The sequence below is a fragment of the bacterium genome, assembly GCA_016716565.1.
GTDB lineage: Bacteria > Bacteroidota > Ignavibacteria > Ignavibacteriales > Ignavibacteriaceae > IGN2.
In genome coordinates this window covers 197,582-218,338 of the sequence record JADJWC010000001.1, presented here as the reverse complement: position 1 = coordinate 218,338, position 20,757 = coordinate 197,582, and the positions used below count along the sequence as shown (strand labels likewise).

Sequence of the window (20,757 nt, the reverse complement as noted above, 5' to 3'; positions counted from 1 at the left end):
ATAAAGCAGTCTTACCGGAAGTACTGCCACATAGTTTATTCTCAGATTAAGTTTTATGTAATAAATTTTAATCAATGTCATCAGGTATACTATCCAACAGATAGCATAACTCGTCAGGATCAGATACCCTCGAATTATTCACGACCTGATAAACAATGTGTCTGTGAAAGAGGAATTTTCTAATTTCACTCGGGACGCAGAAATAGATGTATGCGGCCATTGCTCTTACGAACGTTGCTTTTTCCTCTAAAGTTTCGGATTCATAGATCTTATTCCACAGATAATCGAAATATCCAACGTTTACCCGCGGATCATTTTCTAGTATTTTGCTAGCAAAATCTTTCATTTAAGTCTTTCTAACTTTTAAAAACCAAAAACCGCAACTAACTTTGATTTCACTGTTAGTGCGGTTTCGCTTTCTTTAAGAAAGAATATGATTCTATCTATTCAGTCTGGAGACCAGATAATCTATCATCTTTTTATCTTTCTTAAATTCATTTTCGATTGAAGATCCAATCGTAAACTGTATATACTTTACAAAGGCTTCAATAACTTCACTTTGTTCACGAGTATCTTTAATTCTTAAAAAACCTATGTCGTTGATAAAGGACTGAACAACTGGCTGATCGTTGATTTTAATTTTCCAAACCCAGTTATTTATAACACCAAGAAAAGGATTACTTACATAAAAATCATTCTCTAACTCTTCCCTGCTGATCCCAAACTTCGATTCAATTTTCTCTGCAATTGAACTTGTCAGTCTTCTTGATCCCTTCTCCAGGTGACAGTAATGGCCAGGAGTAATACCTAGTTCTCCCGCCATCTCCTTAATGTTTAATCCTTTATTATTTCTGATTTCTTCTAGTTTCATTATCTTATTTATTTCCTGTGTAAATATAGTACTTTTTTAATAAATTGTCAAGACTATTATTTCATTATATGGCTAATAACGATGATATAAGTATATATATTTATATTGTCTTGACAATTAAATAATTATTTATTATATTTGAACATCGAATTCTACTCCTTCCGAAGAGCCATCAGGCCCTCCGAAACGATCCACCCGGATCCGTAAAAAAGGTATAAGCCCATATAGACTTCCTTATAAATCATGGAAGTAAAGAACAACAACCTCCATTTGTATTCACTTGTCCAAGCTGCCAAGTTACTTGGTATTGGGCGGGATACACTTCTGAAATTAATTGCGCAAGGTAAGATTGGCGTAATTAAAATTTCGAAGCAAAAGAAAATTTCTCACTCAGAGCTTGAACGTTATATCGCGGAGAACTCTGTTAGGGAAATTACATATTCCGAAATAAGCATAACGGATAAAAATGTTCAGCAATTTATAAATAATACTAAACCAACACGGAAGCCGAATAATGATTTGATTTTTAATTCGCTGATAAAGGAGATTAATAATGGCTAGTGTATATGATAAGGATGGAACGCTGTATGTGTCCTGGTGGGACTGGAATGAAAATAAAACTAAAAATCGTTCCTTGAGAATGAGTGCTACGGTTACCAACAGAAGAACTGCAAATGCATTCGCAAAAAAACTTCAGAAAGAGTTGGACAAGCAGAAAGAAGTAAACGATACTTCGGCACTAACAAGAGGCTCGACAATAAGAGAAGCATTTGATCATTTTAAAAGAAACAATGCTTCAAAACATCATAAAACAATAAAGGATTATGATCGCTTCTTTAATAAGTTCACCGAAACTTTTGCAGAAACATCTTCTTGTTCAGTAATAAATAAAATTTCTGCCGAAGAATGGATAAATAGTTTAAAGTTGTTGCCCCATAGTATTAATACAATTCACGGTTACTTTAAACAATTTAATCACTTTCTGAATTTTCTCTTTGAGTACGGGTATGTCCCAATGTTTAAAATCAATCGTGATGTAAAGACAAAACCCGAAGTAAAAGAAAAAATTGTTTTTCGTGATGAGGATATACAGACTATCTTCGGAGATCTCAGCACAAAGAATGATAATTTCAAGCTAACTGTATCCATGCTTTTTTATACAGGCTTACGATCGTCTGACATACTAAATATCAACAGAGAACAGATTGATTTAAAAAACCAATCATTCAGTTATTACTCGCCTAAGAGAAAGAAATTTCGTGAAGTGGCGTTCCACGCAGATCTTCTACCAATACTGACTGAAACCCTCAAGACAAAAGCAACGGGAAAATTAATTGATTACAAGTGTGTTGAATATGTAAATAGAGCATTTACAAGATATTTGGACGACATAAAACTTGCAGGCAGAGATTATACTGCAAGAACATTCAGGAAAACTTTTATTACACTTTGCAGATCAAGGTATAATATGGATGCTACTGTGGTAAGAGAGCTTGTAGGCCACGAGCATAATAATACGACGGACCGTTATTACAACCATGTTAGCTTAGAAAGAATGAAAACTGAGCTGACAAAATTCATCCGCCCAACTGTTGAACTCTAAGACATACATATAAGCTCCTGCCAACATATCGTTGGCGGGAGTTCCATAAAACACTAGGTTTATGGAAAGAGAATTATGTTGGGTGATCGTTTTGCAAACAACAACTTAACATCATATTTCTTGAACACCTTTTATGGAACGAGAATTAAAATGAAAAGATATTGATTAGTGTGTTAAAATAGAGCGGCACTTGGTTCATCTTGGTTTAAATATTTTTACTAAAATTTTTAGAATCTCGTTTTGCTATAAGAAATCAGCGAAACCCTTCCTGAATGATCGGGAGATCTGAGAATTCGGAGGAGGTGCGGATCCATAGGCAAAACCTTAAGAAGTGATATTAAATTAAAACTTGCCTGCTAAAAAAGCTCTTATTTCTCTTAACATTCTCATTTTAATTTCTTAAGTTTCAATTAATCTAATTTTAATGGAGCGTAAAATGCGAACCCTTAAAATATCTCTCCTGGTTTTTATTCTTACAATTACTATATCCTCACAAAATTTCTGGGAACAAACTAATGGGCCATACGGGGGAATTGCCTACTCTTCTGCAATCAATTCATCTGGACATATTTTCGTGGGCACTATTTATGGAGGAGTATTCGTCTCCACCAACGATGGTCAGGATTGGACAAAAAAAAGTAGTGGACTAACGGATCTACGTATCTACTCACTAGCGGTTGATTCAAGTGATTGGATCTTTGCAGGTAGTAATGAACAAGGGATATTTCGATCCACAGATAACGGAGAAAATTGGTTACCTATAAATAATGGATTCATATTAAATCAAACTGTAAAAACTATTGTAGTAGATACGAACAATGTCATTTTTGCAGGCACATACGGTGGAGGAATATTTCGTTCAACCAACGGTGGAGATATATGGACACAGACAAATAGTGGATTATCAAATACTAATGTAAATGCTTTGGCGATTAATTCTGATAATTACTTGTTTGCAGCAACCTATGGTGGAGGTGTATTTAGATCCACTGATAATGGCACTAGTTGGACTCCAATAAACAGTGGATTGACAGCACTTTATACTTATGCAATTTCAATTAATACCAATAACTATGTTTTTGTAGGAACTCCTAATGGAGTTTATAGATCAACTAATAACGGTTCCAACTGGGTACTACGAAATACAGGAATTGTGAATATTGGTATTCGTTGTTTATCAATTAACTCTTCAAACGAAATTTTTGCGGGTTCATTATATGAGGGGATATTTAAATCTACGAATAATGGAGATAATTGGTTTGAATGTAATAGCGGAATCCCACCAAATTTAGACGTTGTTAGATTTTTCCTAATAAATTCTAATAATAAAATTTTTGCTGGAACTACACAGGGAATATTTATATCAACAGATAACGGAGTTAGTTGGTTTGAATCAAATAATGGATTGTTAGATACTTATATTCAAGTCTTAGACATTAACTCCAATGATGATATTTATGCTGCAACTTGGGGCAGTGGTATCTCTCGATCAACTAATAATGGAGAAAGCTGGACCACATCAAGCAACGGATTGACCGCATTTATGTTTTATTCTTTAGCAATCAATTCAAATAATCACATATTTGCAGGAACATATGAATATGTTTTCCGCTCAACAGACAACGGTGAAAATTGGGATGAACTAAGTAATGGATTAGGAAGTTGGGATATTCGATCTTTAGCAATAAACTCACTAGATTATATTTTTGCTGGTACCTGGACAAATACACAAGTTAATGGTGTTTTCAAATCTACAAATAATGGAGAAAACTGGGCACAAGTAGGATTATCAGAACACTTAGTGCTTGCACTTGCGATTAATTCTAATGACCACATATTCGCTGGAACGATTGGTGGAGTGTACCATTCAACGGATAATGGGATAACTTGGTCTGGTGCAGGCATTGGTGTAAATACAAGTGTAGTTTCCCTAGCAGTAAATTCTAGTAATCATATTTTTGCTGGAACTGACTACGGGTATGGAATATTTCGCTCAACTAACAATGGTCAATCATGGTCTCCTGTAAATAATGGACTATCAGGCGAAATAGTTACCTCTATCGCATTCAATTCTGATAATCATGTTGTTGCTGCAACAAGTAATAATGGAATTTTTATCTCAACGAATAATGGTGATAACTGGTCTCCATTAAATAGCGGATTACAAAATATTAAAGTATATTCATTGACAGTTAATTCAGTCGGACAAATATATGCAGGCACATTGGGAAGTGGTATTTATCGAAGCAAAGACTCAACAACAACTGACTTAGATAATATTAAGAAAAATAATTTCCAGTATTCTTTAAATCAAAACTATCCCAATCCATTTAATCCATCCACAACCGTTAAATATGAAATTCCAAATAGAAGTTTTGTTACAATAAAAGTTTACGATTTACTTGGAAGGGAAATGGCAACGTTAGTCAACGAAGAAAAACTTGCTGGAGAATATGAAGTCGAGTTCGATGCAAAAGATCTGACAAGCGGAATTTATTTTTATCAACTGAAAGCAGCACAATATTCAGAAACAAAGAAAATGATTTTACTAAAGTAAATTTTTATCGGGGAATTAAAATGAAAGAATATTTAAAATACATTCTACTCTCTGCCATAATAATTTATCATATTGGAGATTCACACTGCCAATCCCAGTTCCATAATCCTTTACCTGCTCCATATCAACTTCACGGTATTTTCTATGTTGACTCTCTTTATGGGTGGGCGGTTGGTGAGTTTGGGACAATAATTAAAACGATTGATGGAGGTGAGAGCTGGGAATTACAATCATCGCCAGTAAGATCAACTTTAAGAAAGATTTATTTTGCGGATAGAAACAGAGGAGTAATTGCCGGAGGTGATGTTGGAGGACCAGATTTTCCTGCTGTTCTATGTACTACAAATGGAGGTGAAACCTGGATAGATAATAATCCGAATACAACTACAAGCGAAGGGTTTAATGATCTACATTTTGTTTCAGAAAATCTGGGATATATTGTCGGATTCACAGGTGCATATAAGACAACCGATATGGGACAAAGCTGGGAATTTAAAGGAGGCCCTGGTTGGGCAACTACTGTATTTTTCATTGATGAACTGAATGGCTGGATAGGTACCCCTGTAGGATATATTTTCAAAACTTCTGATGGAGGAGAGAGTTGGGAACAGATATCAGATATTCACTGGACGTGGAATAAAGACATTAAGTTTTTCAATTCTCAAATAGGATGGGTTGTAGGTGAGGGACTATATTCTGATTATGCCTCAATACATAAAACCACAGATGGTGGATATACCTGGATTACTCAGGATAGTATTTGGAATCGTGGCTATAATGAGATAGAAATCTGGGATTCATTAAATGCTACAGTAGTTGGGAGACCAGGTGTAGTGCTTTTTACTGATGATGGCGGCAATACTTGGTACTCTGAAGGCACAAATGACTTAGGTGAATATTTTGATATTTCTCTGCAGGGTACACGCAAATGGATTGTTGGGGGATCAGAATATTTTTACCCCAGAATGTTTGCATCCAGAGAAACAGGTTTCCCCTGGGAGAAAAAATATTCAACAATAGTTGAAGGCACAATTAACCAATTAGATTTCTCTGACAGTTTAAATGGTTGGTGTGCAGGTGCTGAAGGAATACTTATACGAACCTCAGATGGAGGTAGTAGCTGGAATAACGATGAATTATTTGCAATAAACTTTACTTCAATCAGTGTTCCTACTTCTAATGATATTTTTATAGCTGGCGATAACGGTGAATTTGTTAAATCAACAAATGGAGGGCAATCGTGGCAGGTTCAACAAATTTTCCCAAATTTTAGCTCAATTAAAATAAAATTCTTTTCCAAATATTACGGTTACTCTATTGCACCATACGATGTTTGGTTTCGGAAAACTACTAATGGCGGGAATTCCTGGATCGATTTAACTTCAAATGGATATTTCACTGATTTCTGTTTCATTGATAGCCTTATTGGTTGGGCACTATCTGCTAATTCAATCGGAAATGGCCCATTGCTCAAAAACTACTAATGGTGGAGAGAGTTGGATTGACACAATCGAGATTGGAAATATAAATGCGTTTTACTTCCACGATGATAATAATGGGTGGATTGTTTCAAACTACTCAATGTATAAGACTACGGATGGTGGAAATAACTGGGAATTCTTATCAGATATTTTTGACTTAACAGTTCTGCAATTCGCTTTTGAAAGTAATTCGAAAGGCTACATGTTGGCTGTTGATTACAATTATCAAGATCTATATACAATTTATCAAACCCTTGATGGAGGATTGAATTGGGTGCCGCTGCGAAAATATACCTATTTAAAAAATATTTTTGTTTCAGAAACGGGAAAAATTTGGGGAGTTGGTGAGTATGCACAAATATTCAGTTCGGACGAAATAATCACATCAGTTGAAGAAGATCAAATTAAGGAAGAGATTAATACTTATCTACTCAGCCAGAATTTTCCCAATCCATTTAATCCGATTACAACTATTCGATATTCGATAGCAAATCATTCTAATGTAACAATAAAAGTTTACGACATCCTCGGAAGAGAAGTTGTAGCGTTGGTTAACGAAGAAAAACCTGTAGGAGAATATGAAGTTGAGTTCAACGCTGAAACTCTTCCAAGTGGAATTTATTTTTATCAGCTTAAGGCAGGACAATTTTCAGAAACAAAGAAAATGATTCTGCTTAAATAATATTTCTAATCCCTTACAAAAAAAGTGAGGTCGTTATGAAGAATATAATTTTAATCTGTATAATGCTGCTCTCAATTGAGTGCTTTTCTCAAATAAGTAACCCACTTCGCTTTGCCAGTCAGTATTGGTGGATCACAAATAAGCAATCATTCCTTTTAGGTCTGCCAAATAACGATCTGCTGATGTTATGGTATGAATCCGGAACTTATATGATCCATTCGTCTAAGAGTTATGACGGTGGCTTTTCCTGGAGTTTCGCACAGCAAATAGTTTCAACTTCCACGCAAGATCAAGTAGACATTAATGCAGTTGTTCTTAGTTCCGGAAGGATACTGGCAACATACAAAGATATTAGATACAAGATGATGTATTCTGATGATGATGGTGAAACATGGCAAGGATTCGAAATCATTCCTACATTTGGTTTACCAGCCGAGCAACTTCGGGTTGCATATACAAGCCTGGCAAAATTTTTTGATGGAACTGCCGCATTAATTTATAGCTACTTACCGAATAATCTACCTGATACAATACCACATAGAGGAATTTATAGCATTCGTACCTCAGATGGGTTTAACTGGTTCTCACGCGAAGTTATTGATTCATCTGGAAGAAATGGAAATTTTGTGAATGTAAATTCAAGTAAAGATATGATTGTTTATGAATCCACAGATACTCCATTTAGAGAAATAGTATATAGAACCAGTTCTAATAGTGGTTTAACATGGTCAGAAAAGCAAATACTTTTAAGCGACGGATATGATAATTTCAAACCAAGAATTATTAAAGATTACTCCGGCAAGCTTTGGTTACTTTATTATCGAAATGAACACACACCATTTCAAGGATATTCACAAAGTGAAATTTATTTTATTAGAAGCACTGATGAAGGACTAAATTGGATATCTCCGGAAAAGTTTTCTAATTATGCAGGTTATGATGAATTATCCAGTCTATCAGCCTGGAATGGTTTACCGATTGTTTCGTTTGGTTCAACTCGTGATGCGAATTATCAGGACGACTTTTATCAGATTTATTATGGCATACCTGGAGAAAGCATTGATTTTTCAACTCCTCCTTTCCTTTATGATTTTTTTATAATTCCTGAATTTCCTGAAGCAGGCGAACCGATTACACTTAGAGCTTTTGCGGACGATGAAGATGCATTGAGTAACGTAAAAGCAATTATTAATGTTGAGGGAAATATTGATACTCTCGACATGCGTGATGATGGTATGCATAATGATTCATTGCCGGGAGATAACATTTACGGAATAATATTAGAAGATGGTTTCCCAAACGGAACCATGCTGGTTTATGATTTTCTTCTTAGAGACGTAAACTATTACGAGGTTGGTTTTAATGGCAGCTATGTTGCTATTCCTAATTTCATCTATTATGATGATTATCATGTTGAAGTTAATAGACTTAAACTTCCTCTCAGAAATAACGGCATTCTTGCTGATGTAGAAGATAGTTTGAGCGGATTACATTTTGATGAATCTTTAGTTCTATTTTCTGGAGGATTTTTTCTCAGCGGTTATAATCAAAATCAAATGTGGACTAACGCTGTCGCTTCTGCATCGCTTGTAGAAGACTACCTTCCGGGTCCAGTTGGTTCAGATCCGAATGATTTCAGAAATTCTCTATATGTAATTAAATCAACTGATCCTCCATTTGGTCAATCGTGGATTGGATATCAGTATGCAGTTGGTTTAGGTGCGGATTTTTATGATGGAGATAATGATGGCATCTATAATCCTGTTGATATTAATGGAAACAATGTTTGGGATTCGAATGAAGACAGACCGGATTTTCTCGGTGACGAAACTGTCTGGTGTGTTTATAACGATAGCCGACCTGCTAATCAGCGCAGATTTAACCAGGTAAATCCAATGGGAATTGAAATTCATCAGACACTATTTGCCATCGGTAATGAAACAAATCCAATTGATAATATGATTTTTGTAAGATATAGAATCATTAATACAGGAAATGTTGCAGCACAGTTTGATTCCGTTTATTTCGGACTTTGGGACGATCCCGATATTGGCGGTCAACCTGGTTCAAGTGATGATCTTACAGGATGTGATACTCTATTAAATCTGGGCTTTAGTTACAACGCTGGTGCAGACCCATCGTATGGAGCAAACCCACCTTCGTTTGGCTCACGATTACTTGCAGGACCGGTTGTATATATTTCCGGAGAAACTTTTATTGATGTTAATGGTAATAATATTTATGATGAGGGAATTGATACGCCGATTGATACTGCAGTTGTAAATAAAGGAATAATTTTAGGTGCGGAATATTATCCGGGCGCAAAAAATCTTGAATCAACATCGTTTATACATTATATCAACGGCGACCCTACAATGAATGATCCAAATAACCATATTGAAGCAAGAAATTATCTTCTGGGAAGAAACCGGTTGGGACAGAGTATTAATCCATGTAATTGGCAGTATGGTTATGTTTATGGAATTCCTTGTAATCAGGTAAATCCTTTTTTTCTCTATTCCGGTGATCCTGTCTTGAATTATGGTTGGATAAATACTTATTACGCTGATCAGAGAATATTAACAAGTTTAGGACCATTCACTCTTAAGGAAAATGAAAATGTTGATATATGGAAGGCTTATATTGTCGGACGCGGCAGCAATGCTCTTGAGTCTGTTACAAAAATGAAATTGTATTCTTTGGGTGCACAAAGCTTTTATGAAAGTAATTTTACTGAACTTCCGTCAGATGTTGGAGAGGAAAAAGATATTGATTCTCCAAATAAGTACTTACTCTTACAGAACTATCCGAACCCGTTCAACCCACTCACTAATATCAAATTTCAAATTGCGGATTACGGATTGGTCACTTTGAAGGTATATGACATACTTGGCAGAGAGACATCAACACTCATGAATGAAGAGTTACCTGCCGGTAATTACCAAATAAATTTTAATGCTTCACATTTGGCAACGGGAGTGTATTTCTATCAATTGAGAGCAGGAAATTATACCGAAACAAAGAAAATGATTTTGATAAAATAAATGTTTATTGGGGAATAAAATGAAACGAATTTTATTTATAGTATTCTTACTTTTAACATTTCAGAATATCTATTCTCAATCCCAACCCGAATTAGATTGGTTCAGAATATACAATGGTCCTTTTAATTCTTACGATTTTTTACATAGTATGAAATTAGATAATTCGGGAATTTATCTCGCCGGCGGTAGTTTTATGCAAGATAGTACATCTGATGCAATTTTGATCAAGTACTCATTTGAAGGTGACTCGTTATTGTCAATTGTTTATTCACTCCAACCCAACGTTCGCGATGAATTTAATTCATTAACAATAAATAATAATTCTGATTTGTATCTGACTGGAGTTACGACCATTAACAATTTCAACAGAAAAATGATTCTTCAAAAATATTCTCCCTCCGGTCAGATAATCTGGTCAAAAGATTTTAATTTCAAAGCAAGAGGATTGTCATTAATTCTGGATACAGATGAACAGCCTATACTGGCTTATGATAATTGGGAGGGACCTCAATATGCTTATTTAGTTATTAATAGATTTAATTCCGCTGGCGATTCACTCTGGTCAGTTGTTTTCCGTGATGATACAAGTGCATACGGAATTGGAGATCTTATTAGAGATAGTGAAAACTTCATTTACGCGGGAATACTTCAGTTACAAATAATTAATGGCCAACACGTTTATCATTCCTACATCGCATCTATTAAGGATGGAATTTTAATGTGGTTCAAACCTCTTGAAGGTAGCAATATCAGAAAGATCATCTTGGATAGTGAAAATAACTTGGTTGCATTTACCCAGCGAGACTCAAGAATTTATAAAATTAATTCTGCAACAGGAGAGACAATTTGGGAACGAAATGTTGCTGATTCTGTCCAACATATTACTAATCTTTATGATTTGGGCGTAGATCAGTTGAATAATGTGATAGTAACAGGAAATAATTCTAATAACAATGCGAATATTCAGATAAAGAAACTTTCTTCGTCGGGTGAAGAATTATGGTTTACGGAATATAATAGCCAGGAAGACCTTAATGATCTTCCAACAGCTTTGGCTTTGGATTCTGAAAACAACATCTATATTACTGGAACAGCGGCGGATTCAATATCTAAAACTTATGTAATAAAATTATCAACAGAGGGAGATTTAATTTGGGAATATACATTGAGTGAAGTGTCTTACGAACAACAATATCTTTGGCCAATAATTGTAAGGGATAGCAGTCTATTTATAGGTGGCAGTTTGTACGATTACTTAACGAAGAGTAATATTTTCATTATGAAACTTGATCAGACAATAGGTACAGGAATTAATGAAAAATTCTTTAATCCATATTCTTATACATTAAGTCAAAATTATCCGAATCCTTTCAATCCAAGCACAGTAATCAGTTATCGGTTACCAGTAACCAGTAATGTAAGCTTAAAAGTTTATGATGTTTTAGGAAATGAAATCGCGACTTTAGTTAATGAAGAAAAACCTGCCGGAGAATATGAAGTTGAGTTCAATGCAGCAAAACTGCCAAGTGGGATTTATTTCTACAAGTTGGAAGCAGGTTCATTTAGTGAAACGAAGAAGATGATTTTGATGAAATGATTTTAAATTAATTCTTAAGTAAAGCCCGATCATCACATCGGGTTTTTTAATTACCACAGCGGTCACGGCCGAACAGTTACTGAAAGAAAAGAATAGTGTCTAACTTAATTTTTTTCAAATGCCGTTGTAATGATTAGTGAACTTTTCTTGTATGAAATATTATACAGAAATGAATTGTTAGCCAAGTTTTGAGAAGTTAATCAAAGTTTATTTGCGGTCTGATTAATGTAGTCATATGGAAACGAGTTGTTTTTATTAAAATAAAATTCATTGCCAGAAATTTAATTTTTATTAAAAAAATAGACAGATAATTGTGTTGGTTTTCAATCTTTACCAAGACATGTTTCATTAAACAATAAAAACTTTTTGGGGAAGCAATATGGATCGTTTAATTAAAATGATACTTGTTATTTTCATGTTGCTAATACAAGTCGTACCGGCTCAATGGCATAAACTTCTGAATTTCCCTTATAATCCACAACCTGAATATCTCATCTCCATTATAGAATATAAAAATAAAATTTTTGTTGGTGACCTCACACACGGAATTTTTTATTCCGACAACTATTGTGATAGCTTTAAAGAATTAAATTTAGGATTGGCAAAAAATTATACTACTTATTGGATTAACAATATATATTGTGATTCATCCGGGTTGTACGTAATGAATTTCAATGGGCTTTATAAATTGAACGAAGAATTAAATAAATGGCAAATCTTCGCAAACACAACTGGAATTTTAAGCTTAGCAAAAATTGGAGAAGTATATATAGGAGGTTTAAGTGGTAATGGAGTGTATATCTCAACTGACAATGGTATTTCCTGGAATTTAAATTATTTAACTGCCGGGATGATCTGGGATGCTAAAAGTATAGTAGTGTTAAATAATAAATTTTTTGTCTCAGGAACTAATGGTGTTTACTCTACTCTTGATAACGGAATAAATTGGCAGAATGTACTTAGCGTACACACATCCCAATTGTTGCTGAGTAATGATACTTTGTTTGCTGGCACTATAGAGGGTGTTAAGTTTACGGTTAATGAGGGAATGAGTTGGATTGACGTGGGACCAAATTGCCCGTATATAAAGTGTATCGAAAAATTTAACAATAAGTATTTTGCTGGTGGAGATCTTTCGATTAAATATTTTTCACCCGAATTAATGGATTGGATTCCGGCAACCAGAAATAGTCCTGATGGGTTTACTAATCAAGTTCAGTTTTTAAAAATTATTGATGATACTTTATATAGTTGTAATTATGGGGGATTATTCAGAAGGGCATTGAATGATTTCAATTATCCTGAATTGAGCTTACCAGATTCAGTAGCTGGTGAGTATTATAATGAACAAGTGGGTGAAATATCGTATGTTAGTTTTGCGATCGGAAATTTTGGTTTTGATACACTAAAAGTCTTTGATATACAAACAAGTAATCCTGATTTTGAAATATCGAGAAGACAGATGGATATACCCCCCGAATGGGGATATGGTGTTAATCTTACGTATAAAATCACCGATCCTGGTATTCACTCAGCGACAATAACAGTTATAACCAATGATACAATACCTAAAAATTCATTGATCGTTTTGATCAAAGGGTTGCCAATTGATTTCGAACTTAAGCAAAACTATCCAAACCCTTTCAATCCGGATACTAAGATAATCTATTCGCTACCATCTACTCAGCAAACTTCCTTAAAAGTCTACAATTCTATTGGAGAGCTAGTAGAAGTTTTGGTTGACGATATTCAAGGAGGAGGTAGGTATACAGTTGATCTCAATGCATTCAACCTTGCCGCAGGAGTTTATTTCTATCAATTGATATCGGGATCAAATGTTCAGACTAAAAAAATGATTTTATTAAAATAAAAAACGGGGTTATCAATGGACAAGATTTATTTAGTAGCAATTCTTTTGTTGTGTTTTTTTATTTCTTGCGAAGACGATGTAATCACTCCAACGGAAAAAATTTACGGAGTCCGGGGGAGTATTATTGATTCATCGGGGGAAAAGATAAATGGAGTTAATGTATACTGTTTATTCAACTATAGCTACATTCCTTCAGAACCGAATGTTAAATTATTACCCCTTGGCACTCAAGATAGCATATTTACAAATCAATTATATCAGAACTTTCCTAATCCGGTATTTCACGAAACATTCATTCGATTTTCGTTGGATGCAAAGAGTGTTATTTCTTTAGAATTAAATTCCATCAATGACAATAAAACCTATTATTCTTATAAAGACACATTGAACTATGGATTGTACCAACATTACTTAGGTAATTTAGATCAAGATCCACAACTGGAAAATGGGATCTACAGTTACAAATTAAAATCAAGCTCATTAGATGGAATCAAGTTCGAAGATAAAAAAGAATTGCTTTTAATTGGCACAGAGAATAAACCCAATTCAATATCGGATAAAAATGGAAATTATTTGTTTAACATAAATGAAGCGTTTGTAGGGGATACGATTATGGTGTGTAATTTTTCAGATCCGAACAACGTTTATGAAAAAGTTATTTATGATTATATTTTTCTTCTATTTAGAAAAGCGGGGTATCTGGATAGAATTGTTGGTTTTACTATGTATCCGGGCATTCTGTACACTCAAGACGTTATTTTATATCCGGAGGAAGATCAATGAAAAAGTTTATTATTATACTTTTCGTAAATCTCATCAGTTCTTCAACTTCAATTGCACAAAATAATTGGGAATGGATATCACCTTATCCACCTTACAAAATAGTTTATTCATCTGTACAAACTGAAAGTAAGATTTATTTTTGGTGCGAAGATAATACTGTAATAAAGTTAGACGTTCAGGATGAAAAGTTCGAAGTGTTTCCGACGTATGCCCCTCGTGAAAATGTTGCACTTGGTGACTTTACAGAGCAAGGTCTAGCTTTTGCTGACTCCTTAATTGGGTATGTAACTGACGTAGCCTACGGAGAATTTAGGACTACCAATGGAGGACAAAGTTGGATGAAAACTGCTAATCCGGGATCCAACATACACCTTGTTACATTTGGTTCTACAGTTAGAGGATGGAAGCTAGGATCAGGAGGTTTTTATGTGACGAATAACGCCGGTTTAACCTGGACATATCTTGGTGCACCCTTTTTCGGCGGCTATGGTTACTTTTCAAAATTATATGCAATGAATGAAAATCAGATATGGGTGTTAAAAAGTTTTCATTATAGTGCGTTTGAGGGTTCAATGTGGTATAGTTCTAATGGAGGAAATAATTGGAGCCAAATAAATACCGGCCTAATTTCGGATACATTAAATCAAGTCACTTATACAGATATTCGAATAAATTCTTCAGGTATAGGTATCGCAATTGGATACATTATACATCCAGACGACAATACTTTAGAGGGATTTATTCAAAGAACTACGGATACTGGTATGACTTGGTCTGTAAATAAAATTGCAGACGAGCGATTTAAAAATGTTCTATCAATTGATGATAATAACTGGGTAGTATTAGGAAATTTGGGATACTATAATGATAGCAGAGTTGTTCAAAGATTCTCATCTGATATGGGCATCTCCTGGTCTCAATCTTTCCCTTTGCAAAATCTATATGAGCATACAACTTTTTATAATGCAATATATAATCAGCAAAATGATGCAATTTATATGTTTGCAACATTTGGAGTCTATAAATCATCAGATAACGGTAATTCATATACGAAAATGAGTTCGGATTATGATTTGAGAATTAATGATATAGTGTTTGATTCTAAACCTGCTGATCCCAATAATCAAATAGGTATGGCTTGGCTTAAATGGAACATTAGCCCTTATTTAATTAGTTTCGATGGGGGTCACTCTTGGCAACAGAAATCACTTCCACAATCGATGGGATATATGTGGTTGGCAGGAATCGCTGAGGGAGTTATTTATATTATTACGGATCAAACTCGCTTGTTTAAATCTACTGATTACGGAGATAATTGGACACAATTAAACGTCCCTGTTTACAGCGGTTTACAAGCATTAAAGGTTTACAGTAAAGATATTTTTGTTCTTAATGCTTATAAAAATTTAGTCTCCTCCACCGATGGAGGAAATTCTTGGATAACAGGTCCAATCATTTATAACTTCGGACTTAGAGAAAGTGAAATAATAAGTCCTGGAAAAATTATAGGTGTTGGCCATTACTATGATTCGTTGGGAACAAGAGGATCATTTTTCAAAACGTCCGATTTTGGATTATCATGGCATATCACAGATACGGATGAAGAGCTTCATGAAGTTCAAATGACAAATGATAGAATAGGTTTCGCTCTTGGTGATAACAAAGTTTATAAAACTTCAAATATGGGTGAATCTTGGAACATCGAATTATCTCAAAGTGGTTATTACAGAGTATATTCCTCCTTAGCATTTACTGATTCGCTCAGTGGAGTAGTAATTGAACGATATAATTTTCGTAAAACTAACAATGGCGGAAATACTTGGACTACCGAACCCATGTGGGTTCCTCTTAGCGGAATAGACAAATTAGAGTATAATGCAAATGGAGATTTATTTGCAATCGGATATGGCATACTTCTAATATCGCCTTCACTCACAAGTCAGCAGCTAGTAGATAAAAATGAATTAAATGAATTAATAGATAATTACTTATTAGATCAAAACTATCCCAATCCTTTTAATCCTTCAACTAAGATAAAATATAAAATATCGGAGAGAAGATTTGTTACTATAAAAGTATACGATGTTTTAGGAGATGAAATAAAAACGCTGGTGAATGAAGAAAAACCAGCAGGAGTGTATGAAGTTGAATTCGTTGCTACCGGATTGCCAAGCGGAATTTATTTTTATCAGCTTAAGGCAGGACAATTTTTAGAAACAAAGAAAATGATTCTACTTAAGTAAAAATTTTAACTTTAATTTTAATGGAGCGTAAAATGCGGACCCTTAAAATATCTCTCCTGGTTTTTATTCTTTCAATTAGTGTATCCGCACAGTGGTATCAGCAAAACAGCGGAACGACAAACCCTCTTGTTCAAGTTCTGTTTGTAAACAATCAAGTTGGCTGGACAACTTATTTTCTAGATATTTATAAAACAACAGATGGTGGAGAGAATTGGCAATATCTATACTCACAAAATCCAATTTTTCAATTTTCATTTAGTAACGAACTAATTGGGTGGATGAGAACTTGGACAACTGGCTCAACCCTATTAAAAACCACTGATGGAGGAGAAAATTGGATTCCAGTGTATTCGTATTTGGGAGCGACTGATTACATCAATGATTTTGAGTTTATAAACCCAGATACAGGTTGGTTTGTTGGAGAACAAACAATCAGTTCTTATGAATATGGAATTACAGAATTTCCAATCATATTTAAAGAAACAACTGATGGAGGAGTCACATGGGTAAATAAAAATTTCCCGCCAACCTATAACTGGGGACTGAAAAAATAGATGCAATTGATTATATGAATCTAATTGTTACTGGGAACGATACACTTGTTAAAACAACAAATGGGGGAAATACCTGGCAAAAACTGGCATTGCCACCAATTTATGAACCGAGGGATTTACAATTTATTAACATTGATTTAGGATGGGTAACTGATTATAGTAATCCGTATACTCTATATAAAACAACAAATGGTGGTGTCAGCTGGTATCAACAAGCTCAGCCAGTATATAATTTCCAGTTCATCACAGCACAAATTGGATGGTATACATACGGTAATCAAATCTTTAATTCAACAAATGGTGGAAGCACTTGGACAATTCAGAATTCTAACACTAACAACACACTAAATGATATTTTCTTCATAGACACCAATAATGGTTGGGCAGTTGGTCAAAATGGAACGATTCTTTATACTCCAAATGGTGGCATTCCGGTAGAACTTATTTCATTTACTGCAACTGCCAACATTAATGAAGTAACTCTCAACTGGTCAACAGCAACTGAAACAAACAACTCTGGATTTGAGATTCTTCGCTTCGCTAAGAATGACAATGGTGAATGGAATAAAATAGGATTTGTTCCCGGGCACGGAACAACAACTGAAACACAGCATTACTCATTTACAGATAACGATATTAAGCCGGGCAAGTATCAATACAAACTAAAGCAAATGGATTTTGATGGCACGTTTGAGTATTCACAAATATTAGAAGTAGAAATTCCAATTGTTAATGAGTTTTCACTTTCACAAAACTATCCCAACCCGTTTAATCCGAGTACAAAAATAAAATACAGTATACCGCAAAACGTACGACAACTGACGGGAAACGTAAGCCTGAAAATTTATGATGTGCTTGGAAGAGAAATAGCAACACTCGTCAACGAAGAAAAACCTGCTGGCGAGTATGAAGTTGAGTTTGATGGAACAGCACTTCCAAGCGGAATTTATTTTTATCAGTTGAAAGCTGGAGTATATTCAGAGACAAAGAAGATGATTCTGCTTAAGTAAAAATTATAAGTTTAATTTTAATGGAGCGTAAAATGCATACCCTTAAAATATCTCTCCTGGTTTTTATTCTTTCGATTACTATATCTGCACAGTGGGAATGGCAGAATCCAGTACCTCCTGGAAATAGTTTGTTCTCTGTTGAAATTATAAATACGACAATTGGTTTCGCAGTTGGTGATGAATCAATGATTTTAAAGACGACGGATGGTGGGAATACATGGATAATGAAAGATGTGGGTCAGTATTCTTACTTAGTAGATGTTGAATTTATTAATGAAAACACTGGCTGGGTTTTGGATTTTTACTATGGAAACATTTTTAAAACAATTGATTCTGGTGAATCTTGGTCATTAGTCGCTGATTTGGAGGATTATACATATTGGGACATGTATTTCATCAATAACAGTGTCGGATGGCTTTCTGGTCAAGGATATATTTATAAAACCACTAACGGGGGAAGTAATTGGATATATCAGTTTTCGAATTCAGATTACAGTATAAGTTCATTGTTTTTCTTAAATGAACAATCAGGTTGGGCAATAGCTCATGACTTTAATACTTATTCAACTGTAGTTCTTGCAACAACAAATGGAGGAAATTATTGGGAGGTATTTCCTCAGTTAAATATACCTGATATACAATCAGCTTATTTCTTAGATAACGTAACAGGGTATGCAGTTGGTTCAAATGGTACGTTATCTGGAAACGGAGGTTACTTTTGGAAAACAACTGATGGTGGTGCAACCTGGGATACTCTCATGGTTGGTATCCGATGCAGTGATATCAAGTTCGCAAATACCTTAGTCGGTTATGCAGTGGGAGTTGAGGGGAAAATTTTCAAAACATCAAATGGTGGCGCAGGCTGGTCGAGTTTAGTATCTGGAATAGACGAAAATTTATATTCAATTTCTTTAATAGGACAAAATGATTGTTGGGTCGTCGGTTCTGGAGGTACCATAATAAAGACTACTAATGCAGGACAAGAGTGGATTACAATCTCTGGTGAAGAAAATAAGGACATGTATTCCATAGACTTTGCCGATCACAATAATGGAGTTGCTGTAGGCTTGGGAGGTAAAATATTTGTAACATCAAACGGTGGACAGAATTGGGAATCATACATAAATAGCTCTTCTTCATGGGCATTACTTTCCGTCTCGTTCTCCGATTCACAACATATTTGGGCTTCTGGTTATGATGGAGAAATAATACATTCATCCGATGGAGGAAATATATGGATACAACAGAATAGTGGAATATCAACACCGCTTCGATCGATTTACTTTATAAATAATGATACTGGCTGGACTGCTGGAAATCACGGGATTGTACTGAGGACCACAAATGGTGGTGATAATTGGTTTCAGTTAAATACTGGAACCACTCGTTGGTTATTTTCTATTTTCTTTTTGAATGGTAATTATGGATGGGCAGCAGGCTCTTATACTACTTTGATTAAAACGACAGATGGAGGATCATCTTGGCAGCCATTATCCATCCCTGGGAATCATAGTTTCACTTCAATATTCTTTTTAAATGAAAATTTAGGATGGCTTGTGGATGGAACAACGAATGGAACAGGAAGTATATTGAAAACAACGGATGGTGGTAGCACATGGGCTCTTCAACTTGATATTCCATTTTATGTTTTTAATGATGTTTATTTCAGAAATGAAAATGTCGGTTGGGTCGCTGGAAGATTTGGACAAATTTGGTATACAACGGATGGAGGAATTAGCTGGATATTACAGGAAGATGATATCTATAATGAATTACATTCAATTGCACATTGCGAGACGGATGAACTTTGGATAGCAGGTAGTTTTGAAATTATTCTTCATTCATACAATGGTGGTGTTCCGGTTGAACTTACTTCATTCATAGCAGAAGTGTATAAGGATAAAGTAGAACTTAACTGGTCAACCGTAACAGAAACAAACAACTCCGGGTTTGAGATTCTTCGCTCGGCTCCGAATAACAACAATGAATGGAATAAAATAGGATTTGTTCCCGGACACGGAACAACAACAGAAACTCAGCATTACGCATTTACAGATAACAATGTTAATCCGGGCAAGTATCAATATAAACTAAAACAAATTGACTACGACGGTACGTTTGAGTATTCACAAATAGTAGAAGTAGAAATACCATTTGCAAATGAGTTCTCACTTTCTCAAAACTACCCCAACCCATTTAACCCGGTTACAAAAATAAAATACAGCATACCGCAAAACGTAAGACGAGAGACGGGAAACGTAAGCCTGAAAATTTATGATGTGCTTGGAAGAGAAATTGTAACACTTGTTAATGAAGAGAAACAGCCCGGAGTTTATGAAGTTGAGTTTGACGGTACGAATCTTCCAAGTGGAATTTATTTTTATAGACTTCAAGCAGATAATTTTATCGAGACGAGGAAGATGATTTTGTTGAAATAAAAACTTCAAACTTAATTTTATTGG

15 protein-coding genes are annotated in these 20,757 nt (G+C 34.8%); 13 read left to right on the top strand and 2 right to left on the bottom strand.

The genetic code is table 11. From position 1 onward, the window contains the following. Nucleotides 1-67: 67 nt before the first annotated feature. Nucleotides 68-346, bottom strand: a complete 279-nt coding sequence (locus IPM14_00970; GenBank protein MBK9096693.1) for a hypothetical protein — start codon at nucleotides 344-346, stop codon at nucleotides 68-70. A gap of 93 nt (nucleotides 347-439) precedes the next feature. Further along, nucleotides 440-871, bottom strand: coding sequence for a helix-turn-helix transcriptional regulator (locus tag IPM14_00965; GenBank protein MBK9096692.1), 432 nt, complete (start codon nucleotides 869-871; stop codon nucleotides 440-442). Nucleotides 872-1,114: 243 nt separating this feature from the next. Here IPM14_00965 and IPM14_00960 point away from each other — a divergent pair, with 243 nt between their 5' ends. The 13 genes from IPM14_00960 to IPM14_00900 all read left to right on the top strand — a co-directional run bounded on the left by IPM14_00960 (nucleotide 1,115) and on the right by IPM14_00900 (nucleotide 20,733). Further along, nucleotides 1,115-1,432, top strand: coding sequence for a helix-turn-helix domain-containing protein (locus tag IPM14_00960; protein ID MBK9096691.1), 318 nt, complete (start codon nucleotides 1,115-1,117; stop codon nucleotides 1,430-1,432). Then, complete coding sequence (locus IPM14_00955) at nucleotides 1,425-2,474, top strand: site-specific integrase (GenBank protein MBK9096690.1); 1,050 nt, start codon at nucleotides 1,425-1,427, stop codon at nucleotides 2,472-2,474. Before IPM14_00960 ends, IPM14_00955 begins: the two co-directional genes overlap by 8 nt. A gap of 1,543 nt (nucleotides 2,475-4,017) precedes the next feature. Then, the gene (locus IPM14_00950; protein MBK9096689.1) at nucleotides 4,018-5,031 is read left to right on the top strand and encodes a T9SS type A sorting domain-containing protein; all 1,014 of its coding nucleotides are present in this window, start codon (nucleotides 4,018-4,020) and stop codon (nucleotides 5,029-5,031) included. Between the two features lie 20 nt (nucleotides 5,032-5,051). Beyond that, nucleotides 5,052-6,515 (top strand): hypothetical protein, encoded by a 1,464-nt coding sequence (locus tag IPM14_00945; GenBank protein MBK9096688.1) that lies wholly within the window; start codon nucleotides 5,052-5,054, stop codon nucleotides 6,513-6,515. A gap of 97 nt (nucleotides 6,516-6,612) precedes the next feature. Then, complete coding sequence (locus IPM14_00940) at nucleotides 6,613-7,194, top strand: T9SS type A sorting domain-containing protein (GenBank protein MBK9096687.1); 582 nt, start codon at nucleotides 6,613-6,615, stop codon at nucleotides 7,192-7,194. Nucleotides 7,195-9,878: 2,684 nt separating this feature from the next. Then, entirely contained in the window at nucleotides 9,879-10,238 is a 360-nt protein-coding gene (locus IPM14_00935) for a T9SS type A sorting domain-containing protein (protein ID MBK9096686.1), read from the top strand. Between the two features lie 718 nt (nucleotides 10,239-10,956). Continuing rightward, a complete protein-coding gene (locus IPM14_00930; GenBank protein MBK9096685.1) occupies nucleotides 10,957-11,835 on the top strand; it encodes a T9SS type A sorting domain-containing protein in 879 nt (292 codons plus the stop codon). 379 nt (nucleotides 11,836-12,214) lie between these two features. Beyond that, nucleotides 12,215-13,705: a T9SS type A sorting domain-containing protein gene (locus IPM14_00925; protein ID MBK9096684.1), complete on the top strand. Its 1,491-nt coding sequence runs from the start codon at nucleotides 12,215-12,217 to the stop codon at nucleotides 13,703-13,705. A 15-nt stretch (nucleotides 13,706-13,720) separates the two neighbouring features. Continuing rightward, complete coding sequence (locus IPM14_00920) at nucleotides 13,721-14,488, top strand: hypothetical protein (protein MBK9096683.1); 768 nt, start codon at nucleotides 13,721-13,723, stop codon at nucleotides 14,486-14,488. A gap of 512 nt (nucleotides 14,489-15,000) precedes the next feature. Beyond that, complete coding sequence (locus IPM14_00915) at nucleotides 15,001-16,731, top strand: T9SS type A sorting domain-containing protein (protein ID MBK9096682.1); 1,731 nt, start codon at nucleotides 15,001-15,003, stop codon at nucleotides 16,729-16,731. A 32-nt stretch (nucleotides 16,732-16,763) separates the two neighbouring features. After that, nucleotides 16,764-17,285 carry a hypothetical protein gene (locus IPM14_00910; GenBank protein ID MBK9096681.1) on the top strand — a complete coding sequence of 174 codons (522 nt, stop codon included), beginning with the start codon at nucleotides 16,764-16,766 and terminating at the stop codon, nucleotides 17,283-17,285. A 14-nt stretch (nucleotides 17,286-17,299) separates the two neighbouring features. Beyond that, complete coding sequence (locus IPM14_00905; GenBank protein ID MBK9096680.1) at nucleotides 17,300-18,295, top strand: T9SS type A sorting domain-containing protein; 996 nt, start codon at nucleotides 17,300-17,302, stop codon at nucleotides 18,293-18,295. Between the two features lie 32 nt (nucleotides 18,296-18,327). After that, complete coding sequence (locus tag IPM14_00900; GenBank protein MBK9096679.1) at nucleotides 18,328-20,733, top strand: T9SS type A sorting domain-containing protein; 2,406 nt, start codon at nucleotides 18,328-18,330, stop codon at nucleotides 20,731-20,733. The last annotated feature ends 24 nt before the right edge of the window (nucleotides 20,734-20,757 follow it).